The organism is Streptomyces gilvus, assembly GCF_022513565.1.
GTDB lineage: Bacteria > Actinomycetota > Actinomycetes > Streptomycetales > Streptomycetaceae > Streptomyces > Streptomyces gilvus.
Genome location: NZ_JAKWBE010000015.1, coordinates 21,875 through 48,861, shown reverse-complemented (window position 1 = coordinate 48,861; position 26,987 = coordinate 21,875). Strand labels below are relative to the sequence as shown.

Genomic DNA, 26,987 nt, shown 5'->3' with positions numbered 1-26,987 from the left:
GACGACCGCGCCCTCAACAGCCGGACACATCACCCCAGTTGCGGATCGACCACCCATTCACCCCGGCGCATCACGCCCTTGAGGTCGAATTGATGGTCAAGAACCACCAGGTCGGCGTCCTTGCCGGGCTCCAGCGAGCCGATCCGGTCGTCCAGGCCGAGCAGCCGGGCCGGGTTCGCCGAGATCGCGGCCACCACGTCCTCGACGGACAGCCCGTCGACGGTGACCGCCCGCTTGAACGCGCGGTCCAGCGTGAGCGTCGACCCGGCGATGGAGCCGCCCTTAACGAGCCGCGCCACGCCCTCACTGACCTCGACCTCCAGGGGGCCGAGCAGATAACGGCCGTCGCCGACACCCGCGGCGTCCATCGCGTCGGTGATCAACGCGACCCGCGAGGCGCCCGCGTGGTGGAACGCCAGCTGGAGGGCCGCCGGGTGCAGATGCGTGCCGTCGTCGATGAGTTCGACGGTGATGCGCTCGTCCTCGAGGAGAGCGGTGATCGGGCCCGGGGCGCGGTGACCGATCTGCGGCATCGCGTTGAACAGGTGCGTCGCCACCGTCGCCCCCGCGTCGATCGCCTCCACCGTCTGCTCGTACGTCGCGTCCGTGTGGCCGATCGCCGCGATCACGCCCTGCTCGGCGAGCAGCCGCACGGAGTCGACGCCGCCGGGCAGTTCGGTGGCCAGCGTCATCATCTTCGCCTTGCCGCGCCCCGCGTCGAGCAGTTTGCGCACCTCCGCGGGGTCGGGGTCGCGCAGCAGTTCCTCGGAGTGGGCGCCCTTGCGGCACGGCGAGATGAACGGACCCTCGAAGTGGATGCCCGCCAGGTCGCCCTGCTCGGCCAGCTCCGACAGCAGACCGGCCTGCTTGACGAGGAAGTCCATGTCGTCGGTGACCGTGGAGGCGACGAGGGTGGTGGTGCCGTGGAGATGGTGGGTGCGGATGGCCTTCAGTACGTCGTCCACCGGCCCGGAGAAGGAGGCTCCACCCCCGCCGTGGTTGTGGATGTCGACGAACCCGGGTACCAGCCAGTGCCCCGAGACGTCGACGACCTCGGCGTTCTCCGGAGCCGTGGCCGCGATCCGGGCGTCCTCGACGACGACACGGCCGTCCTGGACGACCCCCGTGGGCAGCACCACCCGGGCACCGGCGAGAACCTTGGTAGAACCCATCAGGTGGTTACCTCCGTGCGGTCTGTTGCAGTGCGGTCGGTTGTGGTGAGGAGATCCCAGGCCAGCAGCCCGGCGCCGAGACAGCCCGCCGTGTCCCCCAGCGCCGCGGGGACGATCGACGGCAGCTTCTGGAAGGTCACCCGGCGCGCGACCGCCTCCCGCAGCGGTGCGAACAGGGTTTCCCCCGCCTCCGCGAGCCCGCCGCCGATGATCAGCGTGCGCGGGTCCAGCAGGGTGAGGGCGGTGACCAGGCCGTCGGCGAGCGCGTCGACCGCCTCCTGCCAGACCCGGACGGCGTCCGGGGCGCCGGACGCGACGGCCTTGGCGCAGTCGGCGGCGTCCGCGCCGGGGTCACCGGTGGCGGCGGCCCAGGCCTCGCTGACGGCCGCCGCTGAGGCGTACCGCTCCAGGCAGCCGGCCTGACCGCACGGACAGGGGGCGCCCCCCGGTCGTACGACGATGTGACCGATCTCGCCCGCGAAGCCGTGCGCGCCCGCCTCCACCCGGCCCGCGATGCCGATGGCGCCCGCGATGCCGGTGCCCAGGGGGACGAAGAGGAAGCGGTCCGTGCCCCGGCCCGCGCCGACGCGGCCCTCCGCGAGCCCGCCGGTGCGCACGTCGTGACCGAGGGCGACGGGCACGCCGAGCCGCCGGGACAGCAGGTCGCGCAGGGGGACGTCCCGCCAGCCGAGGTTGGCCGAGTACGCGGCCACGCCCTGCGGCTCGTCGACGATCCCCGGGACGGCCACACCGGCCGCGGCGGCGTGCTCGCCGAAGCGGTCGGCGCCGTGGGCGCACAGGTCGGCGGCGAAGTCGAGGATGCCCTCGACCACGGCGTCCGGGCCGCGTTCGCGTCCGGTCGCCCGGCGGGCCTGGTGCAGCAGCTCGCCGCCGGCGCCGACGAGCGCGGCCTTCATCCCGGTGCCGCCCACATCGAGGGCGATGACATGTCTCACGGGATGTAGTGTGACCCGCCGACCCGCGAGAGGTCTAGTCCACTTACGTGGTGTAGACCTTAAAACGGTCCACATATTGAACAGCGAGACAGTTGGGGGCGTGGCATAGCAGTGCAGCGGCGCAGGACGGGAACGGTCGCGGCGGTCGCCGCGCTGGGGATGACGGCGGCCCTCGGCGGCTGCGGTGTCACCGGCGGTTCGGGAGACGTGACCCTGAGACTGGTCGCGGCGGACTACGGCGACTCCGCCGCCAACAGCTCGCAGAAGTACTGGGACGGGCTGGTCAGGGAGTACGAGGCGAAGCACACCGGCGTGAAGATCGACGTCACCGTCTACTCCTGGAACGACGTCGACCGCAAGGTCAAGGAGATGGTCGACCAGGGCAAGGCGCCCGACCTGGCGCAGATCGGCGCGTACGCCGACTACGCCGCCAAGGGGCTGCTCTACTCGGCGGACGACCTGCTCTCCATCAGCACCCAGGCCGACTTCGCCTCCCAGCTGGCCACCGCCGGGCAGGTCAACAGCGTGCAGTACGGGATGCCGTTCGCCGCCTCCACACGGCTGCTCTTCTACAACAAGACCCTCTTCAAGAACGCCGGGCTCAGCGCGCCCAAGACCTGGAAGCAGCTCGCCGCCGACGCCGAGGTGCTCAAGGCGCGCGGCGTGAAGTACCCGTACGCGCTGCCGCTCGGGCCGGAGGAGGCGCAGGCCGAGACGATGCAGTGGATGCTCAGCGGCGGGGGCGGCTACACCGACACCGTCGGCACCTACGGCATCGACTCGGCCGAGAACGTCGCCACCCTCAACTGGCTCAAGGACGACCTGGTCGGCAAGGGGCTGACCGGTCCGGTCGCGCCCGGAAAGGTCAACCGCGCCGACGCGTTCGCGGCCTTCGCGAAGGGGGAGGTCGGCATGCTCAACGGGCACCCCTCGCTGATGAAGATCGCCGCGAAGAAGGGGGTGAAGTTCGGCATGGTGCCGATGCCCGGCGCGGACGGGCCGAGCACGACCGCGATGGGTGTGGCCGACTGGATGATGGCCTTCAAGAAGAACGGACACGCCGACCAGGTCGGTGACTTCCTCAACTTCGTCTACAGCGAGAAGAACGTCCTCGCCTTCTCCCGCGAGTACGACCTGCTGCCGGTCACCAACTCCGCGTCCGAGGCGATGAGCGACGACAAGCAGGACGCCGCGCTCAAGCCGTTCCTGGACGAGCTTCCGGAGTCCGAGCTGCCGCCGGTCGGCAAGACGTCCTGGGCGGCGGTCAGCGCGGCGGTCAAACAGCGCATAGGCCGGGCGGTCGGCCCGAACGGCAGCCCGGCGGCCGTCCTCGCCCAGCTGCAGACCACGGCGACCAGGGCGGAGAGCTCCGACTGACCACCCCTGGCCCGGCGGCGCTGTCAGTGCCGGGCGCTACGGTTCGTCACATGGACCGGGAAGAGCAGCTGGAGGAGCGCGAGCGGGCCGTCCTCGCCCTGGAACGCCGGGGCTTCACGGGCCCCGGCGCGAAGGAGCGCGCGATACGGGAGGAACTGGGCCTCGCCCCGGTCCGCTACTACCAGCTGCTCAACGCCCTCCTGGACGACGAGCGGGCGCTGGCGCACGACCCGGTGACGGTGAACAGATTGAGAAGGGTGCGCGACCAGCGCCGCTCGGAGCGCTGACGGTCGTGGTGCGGCTCGGTGGGCACGCATGGGCCGGCTCATCGCGGTTAGGGTCCCCGTATGGGCACCCACATGGACACGGACCCCCTGCCGACGCCCGCCACGAGGGCCGGTCGGGACGGACTCGCCGCGATTGTCGCCAATCCCGCGAAGACCGTGATCGGCCTCGACTTCGACGGGACGCTCGCCCCGATCGTCGCGGATCCCGAACAGGCCCGTGCGCACCCCGACGCCGTGCCCGCGCTGGCGCGGCTCGCGCCGAAGGTGGCCTCGGTCGCGGTCGTCACCGGGCGGCCGGCGGAGGTGGCCGTGCGGCACGGCGGCTTCGCGGGGGTGCCCGGACTGGAGCATCTGGTCGTCCTCGGTCACTACGGCGCCGAGCGCTGGGACGCGGTGAGCGGTGAGGTCACGGCCCCGGCGCCGCACCCCGGTGTCGCCGCCGTCCGCGCCGAGCTGCCCGGGGTCCTCGAGCGGGCCGGCGCGGGGCAGGGGCAGGGCATCTGGATCGAGGAGAAGGGCCGCGCGCTGGCTGTGCACACGCGCCGTGCGAGCGACCCGCAGGCCGCGTTCGAGGCCCTGCGCGAGCCGCTGACCGGCCTCGCCGCGCGTCATGGGCTGATCGTGGAGCCCGGTCGGCTGGTGCTGGAACTCCGCCCCCCGGGCATGGACAAGGGCGTGGCCCTCGGCGAGTACGTGCGCGAGATCTCCGCCGAGGCCGTCCTCTACGGCGGCGACGACCTGGGCGACCTCCCGGCCTTCGGGGCGGTGGAGAAGCTGCGTTCCGACGGGGTGCCCGGACTGCTGGTGTGCAGCGGGAGCGACGAGGTCACGGAGCTGAGGCAGAGGGCGGACCTGGTGGTCGACGGCCCGGCCGGGGTCGTCCAGCTCCTGTCCGCCCTCGCGGCTCAACTCGGCTGATCCACCAGCGCGTTCAGCTGGTCCAGGAACCACTGCGCCGGCGGCAGCGCGGTGGCGGCCGCCGCCAGCCGCTTGCTCCGCTCGGCCCGGTCCGCCGCCGGCAGCGTCAGCGCCGTGTACAGCGCCTCCGCGGTGCCGACCACGTCGTACGGGTTCACCGTGATCGCGTCCTCGCCCAGCTCGGCGTGGGCGCCCGCCTCGCGGGACAGCACCAGGACGCAGCCGTCGTCGGAGACGACCGGCACCTCCTTGGCGACCAGGTTCATACCGTCGCGGATGGGGTTGACGAGGGCCACGTCGGCCAGCCGGTAGGCGGCCAGCGAGCGCGCGAAGTCGTCCTTCACGTGCAGCACGACGGGGGTCCAACCGGGCGTCCGGTAGCGGGAGTTGATCTCCTCCGCCAGCCGCTGCACCTCGGCGGTGTAGTCGCGGTACACGGCGAGGTCCTGCCGGGAGGGGTAGGCGAAGGCCACGTGCACGACCCGTTCACGCCACTCCGGGTGGTCGTCGAGCAGCTGCCGGTACGCCAGCAGCCCGCGCACGATGTTCTTCGACAGCTCGGTCCGGTCGACCCGCACGATCGTCTTCCGCCCGGCCCCGATCTCCTCCCGCAGCGCCGCCATCCGCTCGTCGACGTCGGCCTCGTGCGAGCGTTCGCGCAGGAAGTCCGCGTCCGCCCCGAGCCCGTGCACCCCGACCTCGGTGTCCCCGAGCCCGCCCACCAGCTCCGTACAGCACGCCGTGAACGCGTCCGCCCAGCGCCGGGTCAGGAAACCCAGCCGGTCGGCACCCAGCATGCCGCGCAGCACCTGCTCGGCGATGTCGTCCGGCAGCATCCGGAAGTAGTCCACCGGCGCCCACGGCGTGTGCGAGAAGTGCCCGATCCTGAGGTCCGGGCGCAGCTCGCGCAGCATCCCCGGCACCAGCGTCAGGTGGTAGTCCTGCACCAGCACCGCAGCCCCCTCGGCCGCCTCCTCCGCCAGCGCCTCGGCGAACGCCCGGTTGTACGTCTCGTACGACGCCCACTGCCGCCGGAACTCCGCGTCGAAGACCGGCTCCAGCGGGGTCTGGTACAGCAGGTGGTGGACGAACCAGAGCACCGAGTTGGCGATGCCGTTGTACGCGTCGGCGTGCACGTCGGCCGGGACGGCGAGCATGCGCACGCCCGCCTCGCCGACGCCCCGCCGTACCGCCTCCCGGTCGCCGTCGGACAGCGCGGAGCATACCCACAGGGCGCCCGCGTCGGGCCCGATCGCCGACAGCCCGGAGACCAGCCCGCCGCCGCCCCGTTTGGCGGCCAGCGAGCCGTCCTCCTGCACCTCGTACGAGACCGGGCCGCGGTTGGACGCGACCAGCACCTGATGAGCGCCGTGCGTGGAAGCCATACGCCTCAACCTAGCCCGGGCCGGAAACACTCAAACGTATGGCCGGATCACGGCCTCGCCCCGTATACGGACCGCTCCGGCCTGTTACGCGACCTTGCGCTCCGCGTACTCCGCGATCTCCACCATGGGCGGCCGCTCCTCGGTGTCCACCGAATAGGTGCGCGGCTCGAAGCCGTCCTCGCTCCGCTCGAACTGGGTGAGGGAGGGGCGGATGAGGTGGCCGCGGGCGAGCCGGAGCTGGGCCGTGCGGTAGATGGCCGCGGCCATGCGGCCCAGGGCCTGTCCGTCCTGGTGCCGGTGCTTGCGGACGCCGACGTCGACCTGCGCGAGGGCGTCCAGGCCGACCAGGTGCAGGGCGTCGACGAGCATGCCGAGCTCCACGCCGTAGCCGACGGGGAAGGGCAGCTGTTCCAGCAGGCTGCGGCGGGCCGCGTACTCGCCGCCGAGCGGCTGGACGAAACCGGCCAGCTGCGGCCAGTGCATGTTGAGCAGCGGGCGGGCCATGAGCTCGGTGACCCGGCCGCCCTGGCCCCGAGCGCCGCCGAGCGGGCGGTCGTACATGCCCTTGACCAGGTCGATCCCGGGGTCGGTGAGCAGCGGGCCGACGATGCCGGAGACGAAGTCGGAGGAGAACTCCTTCAGGTCGGCGTCGATGAAGCAGACGATGTCCCCGGTGGTGACCAGCAGCGAGCGCCACAGCACCTCGCCCTTGCCGGGGACGGCCGGCAGGCGGGGCAGGATGTCGTCGCGGTGGACGACCCGCGCGCCGGCCGACGCTGCGACCGCGGACGTACGGTCGGTGGAGCCGGAGTCGACGACCACGATCTCGTCGACCAGCGGGACCTGCTGCATCAGGTCGTGACGGATGATCGCGACGATGTCGCCGACCGTCTCCTCCTCGTTCAGCGCGGGCAGCACGACGGACACGGTCCGGCCCGTGCGCTGCTTGGCGGCAAGGATCTGGTGGAGCGGGCGGTCGGTGACGGACCAGGAGCGGGTGCTCAGCCAGCGCTCGACTTCTTCCAGCACTTAGGCGGCTCCTCACGTGTCTCGCGGTTCGGACGACTCTCTCAACTGTCCTGGCCTTCGGTTACAGTCTTGAACAACGTCGATGACCATCGCATGTCCGAGGTCATTGAACGTACAACCGAATACCGCTCATCCAGAGGGGCAGAGGGACACGGCCCGATGAAGCCCCGGCAACCCTCCAGCCGGTCTCGTAGATCGATGTTGATCATTACGCGAGGCTCCCGGCTAGGGAAGGTGCCAAATCCGTCTCACGGCGAGATGCGTCGTGAGGAAGATGAGGAGAAAGGGCCTCGCCTCACATGGCTGCGCAGACTGTTGCAAGCACCACCGACTCCCGGACCGTCGACCTCGGTCCCGCCGCGGCGCTGAGCTGCCGCGAATGCGGCCACCGGGTACCGCTCGGCCCGGTCTTCGCCTGCGAGGAGTGTTTCGGCCCGCTCGAGATCGCGTACGACTTCTCGGCCTACGACACCGAGGAACTCCGCAAGCGGATCGAGGCGGGACCTTCGAACATCTGGCGTTACGCGCCGCTGCTGCCCGTCCCGGCGGACGTGGCCACCAAGCCGAACATCAACCCCGGCTGGACCAAGCTCGTCAAGGCCGACAACCTCGCGCGCGAACTGGGCGTGACCGGCGGTCTGTACGTCAAGGACGACTCCGGCAACCCGACGCACTCCTTCAAGGACCGGGTCGTCGCCCAGGCCCTGGAGGCCGCGCGCGCCTTCGGCTTCACCACCCTCTCCTGCTCCTCCACCGGCAACCTCGCGGGCGCGGTCGGCGCCGCCGCCGCGCGGGCCGGCTTCCGCTCCTGCGTGTTCATCCCGCACGACCTGGAGCAGGGCAAGGTCGTCATGGCCGCGGTCTACGGCGGTGAGCTCGTCGGCATCGAGGGCAACTACGACGACGTGAACCGCTTCTGCTCCGAGCTGATCGGCGACCCGGCCGGCGAGGGCTGGGGCTTCGTCAACGTCAACCTGCGGCCGTACTACGCGGAGGGGTCCAAGACCCTGGCGTACGAGATCTGCGAGCAGCTCGGCTGGCAGCTGCCCGACCAGCTGGTCGTCCCGATCGCCTCGGGCTCGCAGCTGACGAAGATCGACAAGGGGCTGCAGGAGCTGATCAAGCTCGGACTCGTCGAGGACAAGCCGTACAAGATCTTCGGCGCGCAGGCCGAGGGCTGCTCGCCGGTGTCGGTGGCGTACAAGGCGGGTCACGACGTGGTCCGGCCGCAGAAGCCGGACACCATCGCCAAGTCGCTGGCCATCGGCAACCCGGCGGACGGGCCGTACGTGCTGGACATCGCGCGGCGTACGGGAGGCGCGGTGGAGGACGTCAACGACGAGCAGATCGTGGAAGCGATCAAGCTGCTGGCCCGCACGGAGGGCATCTTCGCCGAGACGGCGGGTGGCGTGACCGTCGGCGTCACCCGCAAGCTGATCGAGAACGGCGTGCTCGACCCGACCCTCACCACGGTCGTCCTGAACACCGGCGACGGCCTCAAGACCCTCGACGCGGTGGCCGGCACCGGCCTCACCGCGACCATCCGCCCGAACCTCGACTCCTTCCGAGAGGCTGGCCTCGCATCATGAGCGTCAACGTCCGCATCCCCACCATCCTGCGCACCTACACCGGCGGCCAGGCCGAGGTGAGCGCCGAAGGCGCGACCCTCGCCGAGGTCATCGCCGATCTGGAGAAGAACCACACCGGGATCGCCGCCCGGGTCCTCGACGACCAGGGCAAGCTGCGGCGGTTCGTCAACGTGTACGTCAACGACGACGACGTGCGGTTCGAGCAGGGGCTGGAGACGGCCACCCCGGACGGTGCGGGCGTCTCGATCATTCCCGCGGTCGCCGGCGGCTGACCGAATGACCGATCATTACCGTCGGTAACAGTGATTACCGAGTGTTCGTCGAATTGCCCCCTCCGTGAGAGAAGCGGAGGGGGCAATTCTGCATGGTTGAGCACGGTACAGTTGGGGAACCCGCTGCCTCCCGCATGCCGAACGCATATGAGTGCCGCCTCCGGATGCGATGAGAAGTAGCCAAAGTGTGCACGTCTTTTGCGTCTTATGCGCCCTTTATGGGGCCCGACTTGCCCTGAATTCAGGCGAATTCTCACTACATTCCGGACCCCTGACGTCCAGAATTCTCGTCCGATTGACCTGTTGCAGACGGCAGTTGGACAGATACATTCAGCCGCGGTCGACGCGTTCCGGCGCACGCCCCCAAACCGTGGGGGGTGAGGTCTGACCCGGACCCGCGAAGTGCGGGTCTGTGCAAGGGCCAGTAATAGGGGAGTTAGGCATGGCTCAGGGCACCGTCAAGTGGTTCAACGCGGAGAAGGGGTACGGCTTCATCGCGGTCGACGGTGGTGCGGATGTTTTCGTCCACTACAGCGCCATCCAGATGGACGGGTACCGCACCCTGGAAGAGGGCCAGCGGGTCGATTTCGAGATCTCGCAGGGCCAGAAGGGGCCGCAGGCGGACATGGTCCGGCTCGCGACCAGCTGAAGCACGCGCCGGGTAGATCGCAGCGTCGTTCTTCTGTTTTCTTCGAAGGGCTCGTACCTCATGGGGAGTCATGGGTACGGGCCCTTCGGCATGTCTGCGTCAGACAGCCCACGGATCCTCGCAGACCTGGCCAACCCCCGAGAGGCGCTTGCGCCCGCCCGTCACCCGACCACCACCCCTCAACGAGCCCGCTTCGCGGGCGCGCCTTGCACTCGGGCATGCCGAGTGCTAATCATTGGCGTTAGCACTCTGAAGGTGAGAGTGACAAAGAAGGACCGGGTCGGTGAGGCCCGCAGGCCGGGTGGGGCAAGGAACCCACGGGTCGGCGAGCCGTCCGTCGCGGGCGCGGGCGCGGTCCGAAGGAATCACCCCCAGTCCTGGAGGGACCACTTCACATGGCCAAGATCATCGCGTTCGACGAGGAGGCGCGGCGCGGCCTCGAGCGCGGCATGAACCAGCTCGCGGACGCCGTGAAGGTGACGCTCGGCCCCAAGGGCCGCAACGTCGTCCTCGAGAAGAAGTGGGGCGCCCCCACGATCACCAACGATGGTGTCTCCATCGCCAAGGAGATCGAGCTCGAGGACCCGTACGAGAAGATCGGCGCCGAGCTGGTCAAGGAAGTCGCCAAGAAGACGGACGACGTCGCCGGTGACGGTACGACCACTGCGACCGTGCTCGCCCAGGCCCTGGTCAAGGAGGGCCTGCGCAACGTAGCCGCCGGCGCCAACCCGATGGCCCTCAAGCGCGGTATCGAGAAGGCCGTCGAGGCCGTCTCCGGTGCTCTGCTCGAGCAGGCGAAGGATGTCGAGACCAAGGAGCAGATCGCTTCGACGGCCTCCATCTCCGCCGCCGACACCCAGATCGGCGAGCTCATCGCCGAGGCGATGGACAAGGTCGGCAAGGAAGGCGTCATCACCGTCGAGGAGTCCCAGACCTTCGGTCTGGAGCTGGAGCTCACCGAGGGTATGCGCTTCGACAAGGGCTACATCTCGGCGTACTTCGCCACCGACATGGAGCGGATGGAGGCGTCGCTCGACGACCCGTACATCCTGATCGCCAACTCCAAGATCGGCTCCGTCAAGGACCTGCTCCCGCTCCTGGAGAAGGTCATGCAGTCGGGCAAGCCGCTGCTGATCATCGCCGAGGACGTCGAGGGCGAGGCCCTGTCGACCCTGGTCGTCAACAAGATCCGCGGCACCTTCAAGTCCGTCGCCGTCAAGGCCCCGGGCTTCGGCGACCGCCGCAAGGCCATGCTCGGCGACATCGCCATCCTCACGGGCGGCGAGGTCATCTCCGAGGAGGTCGGCCTCAAGCTGGAGAACGCCACCCTCGACCTGCTGGGCAAGGCCCGCAAGGTGGTCATCACCAAGGACGAGACCACCATCGTCGACGGTGCCGGCGACAGCGACCAGGTCGCGGGCCGTGTGAACCAGATCCGCGCCGAGATCGAGAACAGCGACTCGGACTACGACCGCGAGAAGCTGCAGGAGCGCCTGGCGAAGCTCGCCGGCGGTGTCGCGGTCATCAAGGCCGGCGCCGCCACCGAGGTGGAGCTCAAGGAGCGCAAGCACCGCATCGAGGACGCCGTCCGCAACGCGAAGGCCGCCGTCGAGGAGGGCATCGTCGCCGGTGGTGGCGTGGCCCTGCTGCAGGCCTCCCAGGTCTTCGAGAAGCTGGAGCTCGAGGGTGACGAGGCGACCGGCGCCCAGGCCGTGAAGCTCGCGCTCGAGGCCCCGCTGAAGCAGATCGCCGTCAACGCCGGCCTCGAGGGCGGCGTCGTGGTGGAGAAGGTCCGCAACCTCACCCCGGGTCACGGCCTCAACGCCGCGACCGGTGAGTACGTCGACCTGGTCAAGGAAGGCATCATCGACCCGGCGAAGGTGACCCGCTCTGCCCTGCAGAACGCCGCCTCCATCGCCGCGCTCTTCCTCACCACCGAGGCCGTCATCGCCGACAAGCCGGAGAAGGCCGCCGCGCCCGCCGGTGGCGGCATGCCGGGCGGTGACATGGACTTCTGATCGACCTCGGGCCTCGGCCCCGGTTGATCGACGTCCTTACGGAGGGCGGCACCTCCTGCTCCGGCAGGGGTGCCGCCCTTCGGCGTGTCCGGTGTCACAGGGCAGCCGGAAATGCCGTGCCGCGTGGGGCGGTTGACGCGGGAGCAGCCTTTTATGCGTATGCACATACCGAGGAGTTTCCCCGCGTGACCGCCACCAGCTCCCGCGCCGCCGAGATCCTGTCCCGGCCCACCGCGATCAACGGCCTGACCGTCCCCAACCGCATCGTGATGGCGCCGATGACCCGCCAGTTCTCCCCGGGCGGAGTCCCCGGCGAGGACGTCGCGTCGTACTACTCCCGCCGGGCCGCCGCCGGGGTCGGTCTGATCGTCACCGAGGGCACCTACGTCGGCCACGAGTCGGCCGGGAACAGCGACCGCGTCCCGCGCTTCCACGGTGAGGAGCAGCTCGCGGGCTGGCGGAAGGTCGCCGAGGCGGTGCACGCGGCGGGCGGCACGATCGTGCCGCAGCTGTGGCACATCGGCATGGTGCGCGAGCAGGGGCAGGCGCCGTACGCCGACGCGCCCGCCGTCGGTCCGTCCGGCATCCGCCTCGACGGCACCGAGGGCAAGGGTGCCGCGATGACCCAGCGCGACATCGACGACGTCATCGGCGCGTTCGCCGAGGGCGCGGCCGCGGCGGAGCGGATCGGGTTCGACGGCGTGGAGCTGCACGGCGCGCACGGCTACCTGATCGACCAGTTCCTGTGGGCCGGCACGAACCGGCGTGCCGACGCGTACGGCGGTGACCGCCTCGCCCGTACGAAGTTCGCGGCGGAGATCGTGGCGGCCGTACGGGAGACGGTGTCGCCGGAGTTCCCGATCGTCTTCCGGTACTCGCAGTGGAAGTCGGACAACTACGACGCGCGGCTCACCGAGACGCCGGAGGAGCTGGAGGCGGTGCTCGCGCCGCTGGCCGCGGCCGGGGTCGACGCGTTCCACGCCTCCACGCGCCGTTACTGGCTGCCCGAGTTCGAGGGCGCCGACCTCAATCTGGCCGGGTGGACGAAGAAGCTGACCGGCAAGCCGACGATCACCGTGGGCTCGGTCGGTCTCGAAGGGGACTTCATCCGCGGCTTCGCGGGCGAGGGTTCGCCGGTCCGCGGCATCGACGACCTGCTGGACAGCCTGGAGCGGGAGGAGTACGACATGGTCGCCGTCGGCCGGGCGCTGCTCCAGGACCCCGAGTGGGCGGCGAAGGTCCTGACCGGCCGCTTCGAGGAACTCCGCCCGTACGAGGCGACGGCACTGCGTTCGCTGAGCTGACGGCGGGGTGATCCGGTGGGGGCGCGACCTGAACCTTGGGAGCTGGAACCTGGGACCGCGCCCCCGTTGGTTGACTTACGCAAGCTCATCGGGTTTGAGTGGGTGGCCGAGCCGTGTTGCCCGTCCCCTGTGTGAGGAGTCGACGATGACGACAGCCGAGGGTCCGGTCGTGAGGATCGTGGCCGGTGCCGTGCGTGGACGGGAGGAGGGCGGGCTGACGGTATTCCGGGGGATCCCGTTCGCCGAACCGCCGGTGGGGGAGGGCCGGTTCGGTGCGCCGCGTCCCGTGCGGGCGTGGGAGGGGACGCGCGAGGCGTACGCCTTCGGTCCGCCGCCCCCGCAGGAGTCCGGCTTCCAGGGCCGTACGGCCGTGCTCGACGTGCCCGAGGGCGACGACTGGCTGACCGTGAACGTCTGGACCCCGGAGGCGGACCCCGCCGCGCGCCGCCCGGTCATGGTGTGGATCTACGGCGGCGCCTACAAGCTCGGCCACTCCGGCAGCCCCGGCTATGACGCCCGACGCATCGCGCACGACGGCGACCTGGTCGTCGTCACCCTCAACTACCGCGTCGGAGTGGAGGGTTTCGCACAGATCGAGGGGGCGCCCGCCAACCGCGGGCTGCTCGACCAGGTCGCCGCGCTGGAGTGGGTGCGGGACAACATCACGGCGTTCGGCGGCGACCCCGGGCAGGTCACCGTCTTCGGGGAGTCGGCGGGGGCCGGGTCCGTGGCGGCGCTGCTGGCGATGCCGAGGGCGCGGGGGCTGTTCCGGCGGGCGGTCGCGCAGAGCGTGCCGGTGACGTACTTCTCCGCCGAACTGGCCCGGGACATCGCCTCGGAGATCGCGGCGGAGGCGGGACTGCGCCCGACCGTCGCCGATCTGTCGACCCTCCCGCCCCGGCAACTCACCGCCCCGGGCGAGGCGTTGGGGGCCAGGATGCGGGCGTACGAGGGGCGTTGGGGACAGGCGGCGCCGACGCTGACCCCCTTCTCGCCGGTGGTGGACGGAGAGGTGCTGCCCACGACTCCGTGGCAGGCGCTTGCGGACGGCGCGGCCCGGGACGTGGAGCTGCTCGTCGGCCACAACCGGGACGAGTACCGGCTGTTCCTCGTTATGGGCGGGATGCTCGACAAGATCGGTGAGGAGCAGGCCAGTTGGGCGCTGCGAACCTTCGCGCCGGGAGGGGCTGAGGGCGAGCGGTCGTACCGTGCCGCCTTCCCGGACGCGACGCCCGTCGAGCTGTTCGAACGGGTGCAGACGGACTGGCTGTTCGCGATGCCGAGCCTGCGGCTCGCCCAGGCGCAGGTCGCGGGCGGGGGGCGGGCGCACCTGTACGAGCTGACCTGGCCGGCGCCGGGTGCCGGGGGCGTGCTCGGGGCCTGCCACGGGCTGGACATCCCGTTGCTGTTCGGCACGTTCGAGGCGGACCTGGGGGCCCTGCTGTTCGCGGGGACCGGGGTTCCGGCCGAGGCGGAGGAGTTGTCGGCGCGGTTCCGGCGGGCGTGGACGGCGTTCGCGCGGACCGGTGACCCGGGCTGGCCGGCGTACGAGGACGAGGGCCGTCAGGTCCAGGTCCTCGACGTCAAGCCGGAGGTGCGGACCTATCCGGAGGAGACGTCACGACGGCTCTGGGAGGGGCACGAGTTCGGAGCGCTTCCCCTCCTCCGCTCCTAGAGGTTCCCCAGCGGCTCGATGTCGACGCGTACCGGGGTGCCCCACATCCGCAGCACCTCGTAGTCGGTGAACTCGTGCACGAGCCGGTACGCCATGGCGGGGCGCGGCCCGCGACGCTGCGCGGCGAGATACAGCTCGGCCTCGCGCCGGTCCCGCCTCGGGGTGCCGCACAGCTGCCACGCCTGCCCGTTCCACGCCTCCGGCAGCCAGCGCTGCTGGGGCTGGGGGCGGTCGGCGCTGACGCCGTAGCGGGAGGGGACGGTCCCGGTCGGCGCCTGGGGCAGGGGGCCGCCGTTGAACTCGGCGCGGCGTGCCGCCCGGCGCCGGGTCTCGCAGAGCAGACACAGGTCGGGCGCGCTCTCGTCGACGGGCCCGGTGGGGTGCTCGGGGCACCGGGTGGCGGGCGCGGCACCGGCCACGCTCTCGTCGAGCAGATCCAGAGCGCGCCGGAGATCCGCCTTGACCTCGTGCAGCTTGGCGTCGGGCGTGTCGGCGGTGAGGGCCTCGCCGTGCTCGCCGAGGAGGCGGAGGGCGCGGCCCAGGGCGGTCAGTTGGGCGTGGTTCATGGTCGGTCGGCCCGGTCCTTCCGTTGCTCGGCGGGTCAGGGTGGGCAACATCCCTCAGGAACAGGGGGAGGCGTTGTGGGTAAGCGTAAGCGGGAGCGTGACAGAGCGCTGGCGATGGGGGCGGACGCCGCGTTCGGCCGCTATGTGCGGTTCGCCTGCCCCGCTTATTCGAACGCCTGGATCTTCTTCGGGCCCTTGGCCGCGTTCATGGGGTGGGGCACCACGCTCGATCTCGTGCACATCTTCAGCGGGGAGGGCGGCATGGGGCACGGCTGGTTCGCCCCCCTCGGCGTCCTTGTGACCGTGCTCGCGCTCTGCGGCACGTTCGCCGCCCGCCTCGAACGGCGCGTGGGTGGCCCCACCCCCCGGCTGTACTGCTTCCAGCTCGGTGTCGTGGTGGCCACCCGGGGTGTCCTGAGGGCCCATCGCTGGACCGAGCTCACCATCCACCACCAGAAATGGCAGCGAGGGACCGGGGACGGGATCGACACGGGGACCAGAAGCACCGTGCAGGCGCGGGACGGCAGCGTGGTCGTCGTGTTCGAAGGGAACGAGCCGGACCGCGCCGGTGGCTGGGAGATGGAACGGCTTCACAAGGCGGCGATGCGCGGCCCCGGGACCCCTGCGCCGGTCACGTCCCCGACGCCACACCCTCCACGAACGCCACCCAGGCCTCCGTACGGAAAGCGAGCGTCGGGCCGTCAGGGTTCTTGGAATCGCGTACGGGGACGACGCCGGGGTGGGCGTCGGTGACTTTCCGTCAGTGCGCCGCAGCCGCCAGCGCCGCGCGCAGGTGCCCGCGCGAGTCCTCCAGCAGACGCGCCGCCGTGGGGCCGTCCACACCGGTCAGGAGGGTGAGGATGGCGTTCTTCACCTCGCCGTCGGTGGTCGCGAGGGCCCGTTCGATCTCGTCGTCCGAGGCTCCCGTGGCGAGGGCGACGATACGGCGGGAACGGGCCCGCAGCTTGTCGTTGGAGGCGCGGACGTCGACCATCAGGTTCCCGTACGTCTTGCCGAGCCGGATCATCGTGATCGTCGAGAGCATGTTGAGGACGAGCTTCTGCGCCGTGCCGGCCTTGAGGCGGGTGGAGCCGGTGAGCAGCTCGGCTCCGACGACGACCTCGATGCCGTGCTCGGCGGCCGCCGCGAGCGCGCTGTCGGCGTTGCAGGCCAGGCCGACGGTGAGCGCGCCCAGCGCACGGGCGTGCTGCACGGCGGCGATCGCGTACGGGGTGCGCCCGGAGGCGGAGACGCCGACGACGGTGTCGGCCGGGGTGAGGGCGAGGGCGTCCAGGTCGGCGCGGGCGAGGTCGGCGGAGTCCTCGGCGCCCTCCACGGAGGTGACCATCGCGGCCGGTCCGCCGGCGACGAGCCCCACGACCTGCTCGGGCCGGGTGTTGAAGGTCGGCGGGCACTCGGAGGCGTCCAGCACGCCGAGCCGCCCGGCGGTCCCGGCCCCGGCGTAGACGAGCCGCCCGCCCCGGCCCATCCGCTCGGCGATCGCGTCGATGGCGGCGGCGATCTCGGGCAACCGCTCGGCCACGGCCGCGGGGACGCTCGCGTCCTCCCCGTTCATGAGCCGGGCGATGTCGAGGGTGGGCAGCCGGTCGATGTCGGCGAGATCCGGACGGAAGGCCTCGGTGGTCAGCGATTCCAACTCGGCGCGGAGATCACGCGGGTGGGAGGTGGAGGTCATGGGGGCGGCTCTTTCGTGAAGTGCGTGTTCCTGAGCTGGGGGCAGACGGGAAACCTGGAACAGGCCCTACCGCCGGTGCCGGTGGGCGAGCGCCTCGTAGGAGGAGGCCAGCGCGGGCGCCGCCGTCTCGTAGGTCCGCTGCGCCACCCCCACGAACAGGCAGTCCACGACCAGGAGTTGACTGGTCCGGGAGGACATCGCCGCCGGCCGCAGCTCGCTCTCCCGGGCGGTGGACGTGGTCAGCACGTGGTCGGCGTACTGGGTGACCGGCCCGTCGGGGCGCCCGGTGATCGCCACCGTCGTCGCCCCGTGCTCGAAGGCCACGCGCAGCGGCTCGATGACGTCCCCCGTGGAGCCGGAGTGCGTGATCGCGATGGCGACGTCACCTCCGCGCAGCTGCACGGCGTTCGTCACCGCGAGGTGCGGATCGCTGTGCGCGTGGGCTATCAGCCCGATCCGCAGGAGCTTCTGCACGAGGTCCTGCGCGACGAGCCCCGAGGCCCCCACCCCGTACACGTCGATCCGCCGGGCCGCCGTCGCGGCCGCCACCGCCGCCCCCAACTGCACGGTGTCCAGCCCGGCCGCCGTGTCGGCGAGGGTCTGCTGCTCGTCGTAGGCGAGTTTGGCGACCACGTCCGCGATCGGGTCGTCGACCGCTATGTCGGTGGTGATGGCGGGCGCCCGTCCCGACTGCTGCTGGGCGGCGAGCCCCGCGAGGGCGAGGCGCAGATCCCGGTACCCGGGATAGCCGAGCAGCCGGGCGGTGCGCACGACCGTCGCCTCGCTCGTGCCGGTGAGTTCGGCGAGTCCGGTGACCGTGAGGGCCGCGCAGCCCGCCGGGTCGCTCGCGACCGCCTCGGCGACGCGCTGCATGGAGCGGGTCATGGAGGGGGCGAGGGTGCGCACCTTCGCGGCGAGCGCGGCGGGAGCGGGCGGGGCGGTGGTGCCCGCGCCCCGGGCCGAGAAAATTTCCTTCAGCTCCTGGGTCACCTGTGAAAGATATTTTCGGCCGGGGGCTGCGGTCAAGAGTGCGCACAATGGAGGCATGGATGATCCCTCCGGCACCCCCGTCAGCCCTCTGGAGCAGGCGTTGCACGCGGCACGCGCCCTCGTGCTCAGCGACCTCGCCGCGGGCGAGGTGGCCGCGCCGGACGTGGTCTCCATGGTCGAGGAGTCCGTCGTCCAGCGGCGCTGGTGGGTGGAGCAGTGGCCGGAGGGCGCGCCCTACGTCGCCGGGCTGGTCGCGCAGGACGTCCAGGACGCCCTGCTGGAGACGTACGGCCGCTGGCCGCTGTGTCCGGTCTGCGGCTCCGGCGACCCGCACGCGCTGGAGGTCGAGCCGGAGCTGGGGCCCGATCCGCACTGGGTCTGCCACAAGGCGGGCGTGAAGGTCGCGGCGGTCGGCGCCCTGGGCTCGGCGCCCGGCGGGACCCGCCCGTCGTGACGCTCTACATCGACCCGCCGAACTGGCCCGGCCACGGCCGCATGTGGTCCCACCTCATCAGCGACGTCTCCTTCGACGAACTCCGCCTGTTCGCGGACGCGTTGGGCGTCCCCCGCCGCGCCTTCGAACGCGACCACTACGACATCCCCTCCCACCGCTACGCGGAGGTGGTGGCGGCCGGCGCGGTGGAGGTCAGCAGCCGCGAGGTGGTGCGCCTGCTGTACGGCGCCGGGCTGCGGCGGCGCAAGGGGCGGGTTCAGCGCGGGAGTTCGTAGGCGAGCAGGCCGTCCTCGCCCTCGCCGACCCTGCGGAAGCCGGCGCGGGTGACGACCGCCTGGGACGGGTGGTTGTCGCGGTCGACGGTGGCGAACAGGGAGGTGACGTCCTCGCGGGCGAACGCCCAGGCCCGCAGCGCCTCCAGCGCCTCGGTCGCGTAGCCGTTGCCGCGGGCGCCCTCGACCAGGTCGTAGCCGATCTCCACGCATCCGTCCTCGTCGGGCACGCCGTGGAAGCCCATGCCGCCGATCGCCCGGCCGTCCTCCTTGCGGACGAGGGCGAAGACGCCGAACTCCGGGCGGTGCACGCCCCCTTCGTACGCCTTGAGCAGGAAGCTCGCGGCCTCCCGGGTCCCCTCGAAGGGGCCGCCCTGAAGCCACAGGAACCCGCCGTCGCCGCCCATGACCAGGTCCCGGGCGGCGGCGGGCGTGATGCCCTGGAGGGTGAGGCGCTCGGTGGTGTGGACGAGGTTGTTGTTCCAGCGCCACTCGGCGAGCCGCGCACGCCCGGGGAGTTCGCCGCGGCCGGTGGCCCACAGCAGGGTGTCCCAGGGGGTGGGGCCGGGCTGGACGTGCGGGAAGATCCGGGTGAGGACGAACTCCGGCAGGTGCCGCGGGGGTTCGTACGCGAGACCCAGGGCGCCCGCCACGTCGTGCGTGTGCAGCAGGACCTCCGCGATGCCCATCGCCGCGAACCCCTCGCGGTTGGCGCTGCGGAAGGGGTGCGGGTGGAAGGCGCGGGCCTCCCGGGGCGCGGTGCGCACAGCGGCGGAGAGCAGGGCGCCGGTCGCCTCGATGACGTGCAGCAGACCGGAGTTGTCGGTGCCGTCGTCGAGCCGGATCTCGAAAGGGACGTAGTCGTCCTGGGCGAGGCCTGCGAGGTTGGCCGCGTAGGAGACGAGGTCGTCGGCGATGTGGAACGCCGTCTCGTGCACGCTCCACTCCAGGCCGGCGGCCCGCACCCGCGTCCAGTCGCGGGCCACGGCGGGCCGCAGCGTCTCCACACAGCCGGCGACGGCCTCGGTCACGTACTCCCCGCCCACGTTTCGCATGCCCGCAGGCTACGACTCGCCGCCCGCGCCGAGCGACAGCATTTCCAGCTCGGCGGCGAGGTTGTAGCGGGCCGTCGCCTCCCACTCCGCCTGCCCGTACGGCGTGCGGAACAGCCTGGGCAGGTCGAGGAGTTGACGCAGGATCCGCGAACGTCCCTCGCGGAAGGCGTCGTTCGGCACGAAGTGGTACTCCTCGCGGACGGCGGTCGTGTAGGCGGCGTACACGGACGGCGGCGAGGCGAGCACCGCGAGATCGGCGTCGCACAGCACCTGTCCGTCGCGGTCGTCGTCGGCGGGGTCGTGGGTGACGGTGAGCCGGACCAGGCGGGCCACCTCGGCCGTCTTCTCCTCCGGCACCCCGGCCTCCGGCAGCGCGCGCTCGGCCAGCCGGGCGGAGCGTTCCTCGTTCTCGGAGCGGTCGGGAAGGTAGACGGCGTCGTGGAACCACGCCGCGAGCCGCACCACGTCCGGGTCGTCGGCGTACTTCTCCAGGACGTCGACGTGGTCCAGGACGGCGGTGAGGTGCTCGAGCGTGTGGTACCGCCGCTGCGGCTCCTGCCAGCGGACCAGCAGGTTGTCGGCGTACGGCACCGGATCGGGACCGGCGGACGCACCGCGGGCTCCCTCCAGGGCACGGGTCCAGCGGCTGCGCAGGGCGTCGAGATCGGCCATGCGGCCATTCTCCCGTGACCGGCGCCCGCACCCCTAGCGTGGTGGTCATGACTTCTGCTGAGGTACGCGACCCCGAACTGCCCGGACGCCTGCTGATCCTCGAACGGGACGCCCTGATACCGCTGCTCCGCTCCCGTCCCGACGCCGACTTCGCCCGGCCGGCGCCCGCGTGTCCCGGCTGGAGCGTGCGGGACGTGCTCGCGCACTGTTCCTCCGCGCTGATCCGGGTGGTGGAGACCCGCTTCGAGAAGGGCGTCTTCTCGCCCGAGTCGAACGACCGGGACATCGCCGAGCGCGCCGAGTGGACGAACCAGCAGGTCGTCGACGAGCTGGAGCGCGGGATGACCGAGGCGGGCCCGGTGATCGCCAAGGCCGGCGGGGTGCTGGACATGGTGGCGCTCGGGGTGGGGGTCCCCCCACGCCTTTAAGGCAGTGGGGGAGGGTGCACGCGGGGGACGTACGGGACGTGCTCGGCCAGCCCGGCGCGTACGCGGGCCCCGGGCTTCCCGACGCCCTCGCCCTCCTCGCCCGCATCACCCGGGAGAAGGCCCACGTCCCGCTGCACGCCGACCTCGACGACGTGGACGAGCCGCTGCGGCTCGGCGAGCTGAGCGGGGAGCGGACGCCGGCGCGGTTCATCGGGGATGCCGCCACCCTCGTACGGCTGTACGCGGGGCGTCCGGTCAAGGGCCTCGACTTCGAGCTGGCCGGGGCGGAGGCGAGCGAGCTGAACATCTTCGGCTGAGGGGCGTCGTCGTGCGGGCGGGGGCAGGGGCGTAGTCTTTGAATTGGACTAGACCTGTGTGAGGGTCGTACCACCCGCCCACCCGACGAATGGGGTCCCATGAGCAAGCGTGCAGTCCTGGAGGTGATCGCCCTCGACGTCGAGGACGCGGTCGCCGCCCAGGCCGGAGGCGCGGACCGCCTCGAACTGGTCACCGACATGGCGGCCGACGGCCTCACCCCGCCGGCCGCCACCGTCGCCGCGATCCGCGCCGCCGTCGACATCCCGCTGCGGGTGATGCTCCGGCTGACGGACAGCTTCGCGGCGGGGGACGCCGGCCGGGTGGCCCGGGTCGCACGCGAGCTGCGGGACGCGGGCGCCGAGGAGTTCGTGCTCGGGTTCCTGGACGCGGACGGGGGTGCCGACCTGAGCGCGGTCGAGCGGGTCGTGGGCGAGCTGGACGGCTGCCCGTGGACCTTCCACCGGGCGATCGACCGCGCCGCCGACCGGGACGCCCTGCGCAAGCAGCTGGACGGGCTGCCGGGACTGGACACCTATCTGACGGCCGGCTCCCCTACCGGAGTGGACGACGGCCTGCCCACCCTTGTCGCCGAGGCGGCCCGGCAGGGCGAGCCCGGGTACGAGCAGCGGGTCATGGTCGGCGGAGGCCTGCGGCTGGAGCACCTGCCGCGGTTGCTGGCCGCCGGCGTCGACGCCTTCCACATCGGCGGCGCGGCGCGACCGGGCGGCTGGCAGGCGCCGGTGTCGGCGCGGGCGGTGCGCGAGTGGCGCAACTCGGTCGACCTGCCCAGGGACGCGGAGCTCGCCCGGCCGTAGCCACGCTGTCAGAGCGGCGCAGTACGGTCCTGTCATGGCAGCCAGAATCGATCTGACGCTTGACTGCGCGGACGCCCGGCTCCTCGCCGCGTTCTGGAAGACCGCCCTGGGCTATGTCGACGAGCCGCCGCCCCCGCCCTTCGCGACCCGCGAGGAGTGGCTCGCCCAGTTCGACCTGCCCGAGGACGACGACGGCGACGGCGCGTGGCTGTGCGGTCCCGACGGCGTCGGCCCCCGTCTGTCCATCCTGCAGGTCCCCGAGCCCAAGACGGCGAAGAACCGGCTCCACATCGACATCAGGGTGCCGGGACACGGCGGTGCCGAGGAGCGGTGGGCGCGGATCAGGGCGGAGGCCTGGCGTCTGGTCGAGGCGGGCGGCGACGTGCTGACGGAGGTCGACGGCCACCACGTCGTGATGGCCGACCCGGAGGGCAACGAGTTCTGCGTCGCCGCGGCCGCTGCCTGACCCGGCCCCGGCGGCCTCAGCCGGCCAGCTGGGCCGGCAGGGGCGCCCCGTGGGTGACGATCAGGCCGGACACGGCCCGGGTCAGGGCCACGTACAGGCGGCGCAGCCCCGTGCGCTCGTCCGGCTCCCCGTCCACCACGGCCTGCGGCTCGTCGAGGACCACGTAGTCGTACTCCAGGCCCTTCGCGAGGGAGGCCGGGACCAGGGTGAGACGGGTCTCGGTGGTGGTCTCCTCACCGGGGGCCAGACAGCCGATGCCCGCGGCCGTCAGCGCCTCCGCCAGCGCGGGTACCCGGGCGTCCGCGGCGATCAGGCCCGTGGAGCCCTCGTTGGCCAGCAACTCCTCGCAGGCGGCGACCACTTCGGCCGTGCCGGTGATCTCCCGCAACGCGAAGAAGCCCGGGTTCTCGCGCACCGAGGCGACCGGGGTGAGGCCGGGGGCGATGTGCGGCAGGAGACGGGAGGCGTAGGTGATGACGTCCGTCGGGACGCGGAAACCGGCCGTCAGCTCCTCGATCACGCCCTCGGACTTGCCGAGGTGGGCGAGCGCCTCGTCCCAACTCCGGGTCGCCCAGGGGGTCGTGCCTTGCGCGAGGTCGCCGAGGACGGTCGCCGAGCCGGTGGTACAGCGGCGGCCGACGGCGCGGTACTGCATGGGGGAGAGGTCCTGCGCCTCGTCCAGGACCACGTGCCCGAGGGAGTGCGTGCGCTGGACGACGTCTGTCGCCTCGTCGATCAGCACGGCGTCCGCCGCCGACCACTTGGCGGACTTCACCGACCGCGCGGGCCTCTCCCACAGGATCGTCTTCTGCTCCTGCTCGGTGAGGATCCCCGCCGCGTGCTCGGCGAGGAAGTCCGCGTCCGTGAGCAGGCGCAGGACCAGCTTGGCCGGGTCGACCGGCGGCCAGATCTCCTTCACGGCCGCCTTCACCGCCGGGTTGCGCGCCACCGCGTCCTGCACCCGGTCGTCCGGCGCCTCGCCCGAGCGCTCCATCTGCACCAGCACGGCGTGCGCGATGCGCTGCGGCAGGGCCTCGCGGGCGGCGCCGTAACGGATGTCGCGCTGCAGCAACTCCCGCACGATGTCCTCGAGTTCGTACGCCGGGACCCGCCACCGGCGTGAGCCGCGCACGACGACGACCGGCTCGGTGGGCAGGGTCACGTGCGCGTAGACGGCCCGCCGCAGCACCTCAGCCATCCTCGCGTCGCCCTTGACGACCGCGGCCGCCGCGTCGTCGCGGCCCTTGATCTCGACGTGCGCCACCAGGTCGTCCACGGTCGCCTGCTGGACGGTCAACTCGCCCAGTGCGGGCAGCACTTGCTCGATGTAGTGCAGGAAGGAGCGGTTCGGTCCGATGACGAGCGTGCCGGTGCGGGCGAGCCGTTCCCGGTGGGCGTAGAGGAGATAGGCGACCCGGTGCAGGCCGACCGCCGTCTTCCCGGTCCCGGGGCCTCCCTGGACGCAGACCGTCCCGCCGAGCCCGCCGCGGACGATCTCGTCCTGCTCGGGCTGGATGGTGGCGACGATGTCCCGCATCGGGCCCACGCGCGGACGCTCGATCTCCTGCTGGAGCAGCTTGCTGGTGCGTGCCGCCTCCGCCGGGTCGGAGAGGTGCTCGTCCTCGTACGCCGTGATGTCGCCGCGCGTGTAGCCGAAGCGGCGGCGCAGCGCGACGTCCATCGGGTCCTTCTTGGACGCCCGGTAGAACGGCTGCGAGACCGGCGCCCGCCAGTCGATGACCATGGGGTCGCCGTCGTGGTCGTGCACGTGCCGGCGCCCGATGTAGAAGCGCTCCCCCTCCGCGCCCTCCGACCGCTCGGCGCCGGGGGCGTGCAGGTAGTCGAGGCGGCCGAAGAACAGCGGGGTGTCGCTGAGGTCGGCCAGCGCCTTGATCCGCTCGTCGATCTGGCGGGCCAGCACCTCGGCGTTGACCCAGTTCGCGGTGACGTCGCGGATGTCCAGCGACTGGACGTCCTCACGCATGGCGCGCAGCGCGGCGCGCGAGTCGGCGAGGTGGGCGCGTTCGCGGGAGAGGGGGTCGTCGACGGACGTGGACAAGGGGGTGCCTCCGAAGGTGCCGCGGGCCGGGTGACTGCTGCTGCGAGGTGCCGACCGGTTTCCGTCCGGGCGGCGGCGCTCCGTCGAGGGAGGCGGGCAAGAGCGGAGATTGTAGGCGAGCGGCGCGCGCCGCCGCCAACGAATTTCCGGCGCCCCGAACCGCGCCACCCGTAGGCCCCTTAGGGGATCACCCCTCCGTCCCCCGGTGGACGCCTCACCCACAAGGTGTACCCAGGTAGCACAGCGAATGGGGACCTTGGGCCGATGCCCCCTTTATGCCCGAAGAGCCACCATGGAGACATGAGTGCAGCGACCATCAACCCAGCCCCCGGTCGCCCGTCCGGTGCGACCCCCCTCTCCGGAGCCCACCCCACCCACCGCCTGGGCAGCGCCCTGCGCGCGATCCGCGTCTTCGCGGGCGCCGCCTTCGACGTCGTCATCCTCGGCGAGTACGGCGAGGAAGCGGGCGTACGCCGCAAGTGACCCCGGGTCCCGGCCCGCCCTGCCCCGGCCTCAGCCCTCCTCGGGCTGCAGGATCTCGTCGGCGTCCACGATCCGGTACGCGTACCCCTGTTCCGCCAGGAAGCGCTGGCGGTGGGCGGCGAAGTCCTGGTCGATGGTGTCGCGGGCGACGACCGAGTAGAAGTGCGCCTGATGCCCGTCGGCCTTGGGACGCAGGACCCGGCCGAGCCGCTGCGCCTCCTCCTGCCGCGACCCGAAGGTCCCCGACACCTGGATGGCGACCGTCGCCTCGGGCAGGTCGATCGAGAAGTTCGCCACCTTCGACACCACCAGCACGCTGATCTCCCCCTCCCGGAACGCGTCGAAGAGCTTCTCGCGCTGCGCGTTGGAGGTCTCGCCCTTGATCACGGGCGCGTTCAGGTGCTCGCCCAGCTCGTCGAGCTGGTCGATGTACTGGCCGATGACGAGGGTCTGCTGACCGGCGAACCGGCGCACCAGCGCCTCCGTCACCTTCCGCTTGGTCGCGGTCGTCGCACAGAAGCGGTACTTCTCCTCCTGCTCGGCCGTGGCGTACGCCAGCCGCTCGGAGTCGGTGAGACTGACCCGTACCTCCACGCAGTCGGCCGGAGCGATGTACCCCTGCGCCTCGATCTCCTTCCACGGGGCGTCGAACCGCTTCGGGCCGATCAGCGAGAACACGTCCGACTCCCGGCCGTCCTCGCGCACCAGGGTCGCCGTCAGCCCCAGCCGGCGCCGCGCCTGCAGATCCGCGGTGAACTTGAACACCGGCGCTGGCAGCAGATGCACCTCGTCGTAGACGATCAGACCCCAGTCCCGGGAGTCGAAGAGCTCCAGATGGGGATAGATCCCCTTCCGCTTCGTCGTCAGCACCTGGTACGTGGCGATGGTGACCGGCCGGATCTCCTTGCGCGTCCCGCTGTACTCACCGATCTCGTCCTCGGTCAGCGAGGTCCGCTTCACCAGCTCGTGCTTCCACTGCCGGGCCGAGACGGTGTTGGTGACGAGGATGAGCGTCGTCGACTTCGCCTGCGCCATCGCGCCCGCGCCCACCAGCGTCTTGCCGGCCCCGCACGGCAGCACGACGACGCCGCTCCCGCCGTGCCAGAAGTTCTCCACGGCCTGCTTCTGGTACGGCCGCAGGGCCCAGCCGTCCTCGGCGAGCCCGATCGGGTGCGCCTCGCCGTCCACGTACCCGGCGAGGTCCTCGGCCGGCCAGCCCAGCTTCAGCAGCGTCTGCTTGATCTGCCCGCGCTCGGAGGGGTGCACGGCGACGGTGTCCGGGTCGATGCGGGCGCCGACCAGCGGCGCGATCCGCTTGGACCGCAGCACCTCCTCCAGCACCGGCCGGTCGGTGGTCGTCAGCACCAGCCCGTGCGCGGGATGCTTGCTGAGCGTGAGCCTGCCGTAACGGTCCATCGTCTCGGCGACGTCCACGAGCAGGGCGTGCGGCACCGGATACCGGCTGTACTGCACCAGCGCGTCGACGACCTGCTCCGCGTCGTGCCCCGCCGCGCGCGCGTTCCACAGGCCCAGCGGGGTCACCCGGTAGGTGTGGATGTGCTCCGGCGCCCGCTCCAGTTCCGCGAAGGCGGCGATGGCCCGACGGCACTCGTCGGCCTGCTCGTGGTCGACCTCGAGCAGCAGTGTCTTGTCGGACTGGACGATCAGCGGACCATTCACGCGGGCACCCTTTCCCTGCGGCCGACCTCACCGGCCAAACGTCCAGTGTGCCCCATCGGCCCCCGAGGACGCCGAGCCGTAAGCGGACGGTGCGTGGGTTGTGGTGCCCGCAAACCGAATCCCATAGGGTTCGGCACGTATCGCGTGCCACGGTTTCGCCGTCGCACGCTTGTGTGCGTGTGAAGGAAGCCGATGGAAGCCAGCACCCGGATCGACTCCTGCCTGCTCGATGTCACCGACCTGGGCATGGACAGGCTGGACGGGTTGCTCGACGAGCTCCCCGACACGGTGCTGGGCGCGATGCTGCGACGCGTGGTCGACGAGGCCGTCAACCCGGTCGGTGTGCCGTACGCCGCCTTCGACTCCTCGATCTGACCGGGCCGCCGGTCCGTCCGGGCGGTA

Annotated in this window: 26 protein-coding genes, 2 pseudogenes and 1 riboswitch; of the genes and pseudogenes, 16 read left to right on the top strand and 12 right to left on the bottom strand. The window is 71.6% G+C overall.

Annotated features, from left to right (window positions below; genetic code table 11):
* Positions 1–29 precede the first annotated feature (29 nt).
* Positions 30–1,172 carry an N-acetylglucosamine-6-phosphate deacetylase gene (gene nagA / locus MKW14_RS23165; RefSeq protein ID WP_240865053.1) on the bottom strand — a complete coding sequence of 381 codons (1,143 nt, stop codon included), beginning with the start codon at positions 1,170–1,172 and terminating at the stop codon, positions 30–32.
* Positions 1,172–2,128: an ROK family protein gene (locus tag MKW14_RS23160; protein WP_240865051.1), complete on the bottom strand. Its 957-nt coding sequence runs from the start codon at positions 2,126–2,128 to the stop codon at positions 1,172–1,174. Before MKW14_RS23160 ends, nagA begins: the two co-directional genes overlap by 1 nt.
* A gap of 111 nt (positions 2,129–2,239) precedes the next feature.
* On the opposite strand from MKW14_RS23160, the gene MKW14_RS23155 reads away from it, so the two are divergent.
* From MKW14_RS23155 to otsB, 3 genes are read left to right on the top strand one after another with little or no spacing between them, the layout of a single operon-like run.
* Positions 2,240–3,505, top strand: coding sequence for an ABC transporter substrate-binding protein (locus MKW14_RS23155; protein WP_441349312.1), 1,266 nt, complete (start codon positions 2,240–2,242; stop codon positions 3,503–3,505).
* 50 nt (positions 3,506–3,555) lie between these two features.
* Positions 3,556–3,792, top strand: coding sequence for a DUF3263 domain-containing protein (locus MKW14_RS23150; RefSeq protein ID WP_240865048.1), 237 nt, complete (start codon positions 3,556–3,558; stop codon positions 3,790–3,792).
* 60 nt (positions 3,793–3,852) lie between these two features.
* The gene (otsB, locus tag MKW14_RS23145) at positions 3,853–4,710 is read left to right on the top strand and encodes a trehalose-phosphatase (RefSeq protein WP_240865046.1); all 858 of its coding nucleotides are present in this window, start codon (positions 3,853–3,855) and stop codon (positions 4,708–4,710) included.
* Here otsB and MKW14_RS23140 read toward each other — a convergent pair.
* Together MKW14_RS23140 and MKW14_RS23135 are read right to left on the bottom strand one after the other, a co-directional pair.
* Positions 4,698–6,095, bottom strand: a complete 1,398-nt coding sequence (locus MKW14_RS23140; protein ID WP_240865044.1) for an alpha,alpha-trehalose-phosphate synthase (UDP-forming) — start codon at positions 6,093–6,095, stop codon at positions 4,698–4,700. The two genes, otsB and MKW14_RS23140, sit on opposite strands and share 13 nt — an antisense overlap.
* 84 nt (positions 6,096–6,179) lie before the next feature.
* Entirely contained in the window at positions 6,180–7,124 is a 945-nt protein-coding gene (locus MKW14_RS23135) for a glucosyl-3-phosphoglycerate synthase (protein WP_240865042.1), read from the bottom strand.
* Positions 7,125–7,250: 126 nt separating this feature from the next.
* Positions 7,251–7,405, top strand: a riboswitch (SAM riboswitch).
* A gap of 18 nt (positions 7,406–7,423) precedes the next feature.
* Here MKW14_RS23135 and thrC point away from each other — a divergent pair.
* The 6 genes from thrC (at position 7,424) to MKW14_RS23105 (ending at position 14,631) form a co-directional block, all read left to right on the top strand.
* Positions 7,424–8,713, top strand: a complete 1,290-nt coding sequence (gene thrC, locus MKW14_RS23130; RefSeq protein WP_240865041.1) for a threonine synthase — start codon at positions 7,424–7,426, stop codon at positions 8,711–8,713.
* A complete protein-coding gene (locus MKW14_RS23125; protein WP_058924632.1) occupies positions 8,710–8,985 on the top strand; it encodes a MoaD/ThiS family protein in 276 nt (91 codons plus the stop codon). The genes thrC and MKW14_RS23125 overlap by 4 nt, the downstream gene beginning before the upstream one ends.
* A gap of 442 nt (positions 8,986–9,427) precedes the next feature.
* Entirely contained in the window at positions 9,428–9,634 is a 207-nt protein-coding gene (locus MKW14_RS23120) for a cold-shock protein (protein ID WP_019057200.1), read from the top strand.
* A 395-nt stretch (positions 9,635–10,029) separates the two neighbouring features.
* Positions 10,030–11,652, top strand: coding sequence for a chaperonin GroEL (groL, locus tag MKW14_RS23115; protein WP_240865039.1), 1,623 nt, complete (start codon positions 10,030–10,032; stop codon positions 11,650–11,652).
* A gap of 185 nt (positions 11,653–11,837) precedes the next feature.
* Complete coding sequence (locus MKW14_RS23110; protein WP_240865038.1) at positions 11,838–12,956, top strand: NADH:flavin oxidoreductase; 1,119 nt, start codon at positions 11,838–11,840, stop codon at positions 12,954–12,956.
* Between the two features lie 145 nt (positions 12,957–13,101).
* A complete protein-coding gene (locus tag MKW14_RS23105; RefSeq protein ID WP_240865036.1) occupies positions 13,102–14,631 on the top strand; it encodes a carboxylesterase/lipase family protein in 1,530 nt (509 codons plus the stop codon).
* On the opposite strand, the gene MKW14_RS23100 is transcribed toward MKW14_RS23105, so the two are convergent.
* The 4 genes and pseudogenes from MKW14_RS23100 to MKW14_RS23085 all read right to left on the bottom strand — a co-directional run bounded on the left by MKW14_RS23100 (position 14,628) and on the right by MKW14_RS23085 (position 17,883).
* Positions 14,628–15,197, bottom strand: coding sequence for a hypothetical protein (locus tag MKW14_RS23100; RefSeq protein WP_240865035.1), 570 nt, complete (start codon positions 15,195–15,197; stop codon positions 14,628–14,630). The genes MKW14_RS23105 and MKW14_RS23100 overlap by 4 nt on opposite strands.
* Before the next feature lie 631 nt (positions 15,198–15,828).
* Positions 15,829–15,903, bottom strand: a pseudogene (locus tag MKW14_RS23095) (DUF397 domain-containing protein); the annotation flags it as partial.
* A gap of 54 nt (positions 15,904–15,957) precedes the next feature.
* Positions 15,958–16,893: an N-acetylmuramic acid 6-phosphate etherase gene (gene murQ, locus MKW14_RS23090; RefSeq protein ID WP_240865034.1), complete on the bottom strand. Its 936-nt coding sequence runs from the start codon at positions 16,891–16,893 to the stop codon at positions 15,958–15,960.
* A gap of 66 nt (positions 16,894–16,959) precedes the next feature.
* Positions 16,960–17,883, bottom strand: a complete 924-nt coding sequence (locus tag MKW14_RS23085; RefSeq protein WP_240865033.1) for a MurR/RpiR family transcriptional regulator — start codon at positions 17,881–17,883, stop codon at positions 16,960–16,962.
* A 55-nt stretch (positions 17,884–17,938) separates the two neighbouring features.
* Between MKW14_RS23085 and MKW14_RS23080 the strand changes: the two genes are divergently transcribed.
* On the top strand, positions 17,939–18,337 hold the full coding sequence (locus MKW14_RS23080; protein ID WP_240865032.1) for a DUF8819 family protein: 399 nt from the start codon (positions 17,939–17,941) through the stop codon (positions 18,335–18,337).
* Positions 18,334–18,612: a DUF4031 domain-containing protein gene (locus MKW14_RS23075; protein ID WP_240865031.1), complete on the top strand. Its 279-nt coding sequence runs from the start codon at positions 18,334–18,336 to the stop codon at positions 18,610–18,612. The genes MKW14_RS23080 and MKW14_RS23075 overlap by 4 nt, the downstream gene beginning before the upstream one ends.
* Here MKW14_RS23075 and MKW14_RS23070 read toward each other — a convergent pair.
* Both MKW14_RS23070 and MKW14_RS23065 read right to left on the bottom strand, forming a co-directional pair.
* Entirely contained in the window at positions 18,594–19,664 is a 1,071-nt protein-coding gene (locus MKW14_RS23070; RefSeq protein WP_240865030.1) for a GNAT family N-acetyltransferase, read from the bottom strand. The two genes, MKW14_RS23075 and MKW14_RS23070, sit on opposite strands and share 19 nt — an antisense overlap.
* A 9-nt stretch (positions 19,665–19,673) precedes the next feature.
* Positions 19,674–20,336: an HD domain-containing protein gene (locus MKW14_RS23065; protein ID WP_240865028.1), complete on the bottom strand. Its 663-nt coding sequence runs from the start codon at positions 20,334–20,336 to the stop codon at positions 19,674–19,676.
* A 47-nt stretch (positions 20,337–20,383) separates the two neighbouring features.
* Here MKW14_RS23065 and MKW14_RS23060 point away from each other — a divergent pair.
* The 3 genes and pseudogenes from MKW14_RS23060 to MKW14_RS23050 all read left to right on the top strand — a co-directional run bounded on the left by MKW14_RS23060 (position 20,384) and on the right by MKW14_RS23050 (position 22,363).
* Positions 20,384–21,081, top strand: a pseudogene (locus MKW14_RS23060) (maleylpyruvate isomerase family mycothiol-dependent enzyme).
* 99 nt (positions 21,082–21,180) lie between these two features.
* Positions 21,181–21,897: a copper homeostasis protein CutC gene (locus MKW14_RS23055; RefSeq protein WP_240865026.1), complete on the top strand. Its 717-nt coding sequence runs from the start codon at positions 21,181–21,183 to the stop codon at positions 21,895–21,897.
* A 34-nt stretch (positions 21,898–21,931) separates the two neighbouring features.
* Positions 21,932–22,363 carry a VOC family protein gene (locus MKW14_RS23050; protein WP_240865024.1) on the top strand — a complete coding sequence of 144 codons (432 nt, stop codon included), beginning with the start codon at positions 21,932–21,934 and terminating at the stop codon, positions 22,361–22,363.
* Between the two features lie 16 nt (positions 22,364–22,379).
* Here the strand turns inward: MKW14_RS23050 and MKW14_RS23045 are convergent, their stop codons facing one another.
* The gene (locus MKW14_RS23045; RefSeq protein ID WP_240865022.1) at positions 22,380–24,422 is read right to left on the bottom strand and encodes a HelD family protein; all 2,043 of its coding nucleotides are present in this window, start codon (positions 24,420–24,422) and stop codon (positions 22,380–22,382) included.
* 300 nt (positions 24,423–24,722) lie between these two features.
* On the opposite strand from MKW14_RS23045, the gene MKW14_RS23040 reads away from it, so the two are divergent.
* Entirely contained in the window at positions 24,723–24,905 is a 183-nt protein-coding gene (locus tag MKW14_RS23040; RefSeq protein WP_207929857.1) for a hypothetical protein, read from the top strand.
* Between the two features lie 30 nt (positions 24,906–24,935).
* Here MKW14_RS23040 and MKW14_RS23035 read toward each other — a convergent pair whose 3' ends face one another.
* Positions 24,936–26,585 carry a DNA repair helicase XPB gene (locus tag MKW14_RS23035; RefSeq protein ID WP_240865020.1) on the bottom strand — a complete coding sequence of 550 codons (1,650 nt, stop codon included), beginning with the start codon at positions 26,583–26,585 and terminating at the stop codon, positions 24,936–24,938.
* A 192-nt stretch (positions 26,586–26,777) separates the two neighbouring features.
* Here MKW14_RS23035 and fxsA point away from each other — a divergent pair, with 192 nt between their 5' ends.
* The gene (fxsA, locus tag MKW14_RS23030) at positions 26,778–26,960 is read left to right on the top strand and encodes an FxSxx-COOH cyclophane-containing RiPP peptide (RefSeq protein WP_240865019.1); all 183 of its coding nucleotides are present in this window, start codon (positions 26,778–26,780) and stop codon (positions 26,958–26,960) included.
* The last annotated feature ends 27 nt before the right edge of the window (positions 26,961–26,987 follow it).

Excerpts from the sequence above, each read along its gene's own strand:
- MKW14_RS23140 (WP_240865044.1), bottom strand. The coding sequence starts at position 6,095 with ATGGCTTCCACGCACGGCGCTCATCAGGTGCTGGTCGCGTCCAACCGC.
- MKW14_RS23040 (WP_207929857.1), top strand. The coding sequence starts at position 24,723 with ATGAGTGCAGCGACCATCAACCCAGCCCCCGGTCGCCCGTCCGGTGCG.
- MKW14_RS23120 (WP_019057200.1), top strand. The coding sequence starts at position 9,428 with ATGGCTCAGGGCACCGTCAAGTGGTTCAACGCGGAGAAGGGGTACGGC.
- groL (WP_240865039.1), top strand. The coding sequence starts at position 10,030 with ATGGCCAAGATCATCGCGTTCGACGAGGAGGCGCGGCGCGGCCTCGAG.
- MKW14_RS23065 (WP_240865028.1), bottom strand. The coding sequence starts at position 20,336 with ATGGCCGATCTCGACGCCCTGCGCAGCCGCTGGACCCGTGCCCTGGAG.
- MKW14_RS23050 (WP_240865024.1), top strand. The coding sequence starts at position 21,932 with ATGGCAGCCAGAATCGATCTGACGCTTGACTGCGCGGACGCCCGGCTC.
- MKW14_RS23100 (WP_240865035.1), bottom strand. The coding sequence starts at position 15,197 with ATGAACCACGCCCAACTGACCGCCCTGGGCCGCGCCCTCCGCCTCCTC.
- fxsA (WP_240865019.1), top strand. The coding sequence starts at position 26,778 with ATGGAAGCCAGCACCCGGATCGACTCCTGCCTGCTCGATGTCACCGAC.
- murQ (WP_240865034.1), bottom strand. The coding sequence starts at position 16,893 with ATGACCTCCACCTCCCACCCGCGTGATCTCCGCGCCGAGTTGGAATCG.
- otsB (WP_240865046.1), top strand. The coding sequence starts at position 3,853 with ATGGGCACCCACATGGACACGGACCCCCTGCCGACGCCCGCCACGAGG.
- MKW14_RS23125 (WP_058924632.1), top strand. The coding sequence starts at position 8,710 with ATGAGCGTCAACGTCCGCATCCCCACCATCCTGCGCACCTACACCGGC.
- MKW14_RS23080 (WP_240865032.1), top strand. The coding sequence starts at position 17,939 with ATGGATGATCCCTCCGGCACCCCCGTCAGCCCTCTGGAGCAGGCGTTG.
- MKW14_RS23105 (WP_240865036.1), top strand. The coding sequence starts at position 13,102 with ATGACGACAGCCGAGGGTCCGGTCGTGAGGATCGTGGCCGGTGCCGTG.
- MKW14_RS23055 (WP_240865026.1), top strand. The coding sequence starts at position 21,181 with ATGAGCAAGCGTGCAGTCCTGGAGGTGATCGCCCTCGACGTCGAGGAC.
- MKW14_RS23070 (WP_240865030.1), bottom strand. The coding sequence starts at position 19,664 with ATGCGAAACGTGGGCGGGGAGTACGTGACCGAGGCCGTCGCCGGCTGT.
- thrC (WP_240865041.1), top strand. The coding sequence starts at position 7,424 with ATGGCTGCGCAGACTGTTGCAAGCACCACCGACTCCCGGACCGTCGAC.
- nagA (WP_240865053.1), bottom strand. The coding sequence starts at position 1,172 with ATGGGTTCTACCAAGGTTCTCGCCGGTGCCCGGGTGGTGCTGCCCACG.
- MKW14_RS23150 (WP_240865048.1), top strand. The coding sequence starts at position 3,556 with ATGGACCGGGAAGAGCAGCTGGAGGAGCGCGAGCGGGCCGTCCTCGCC.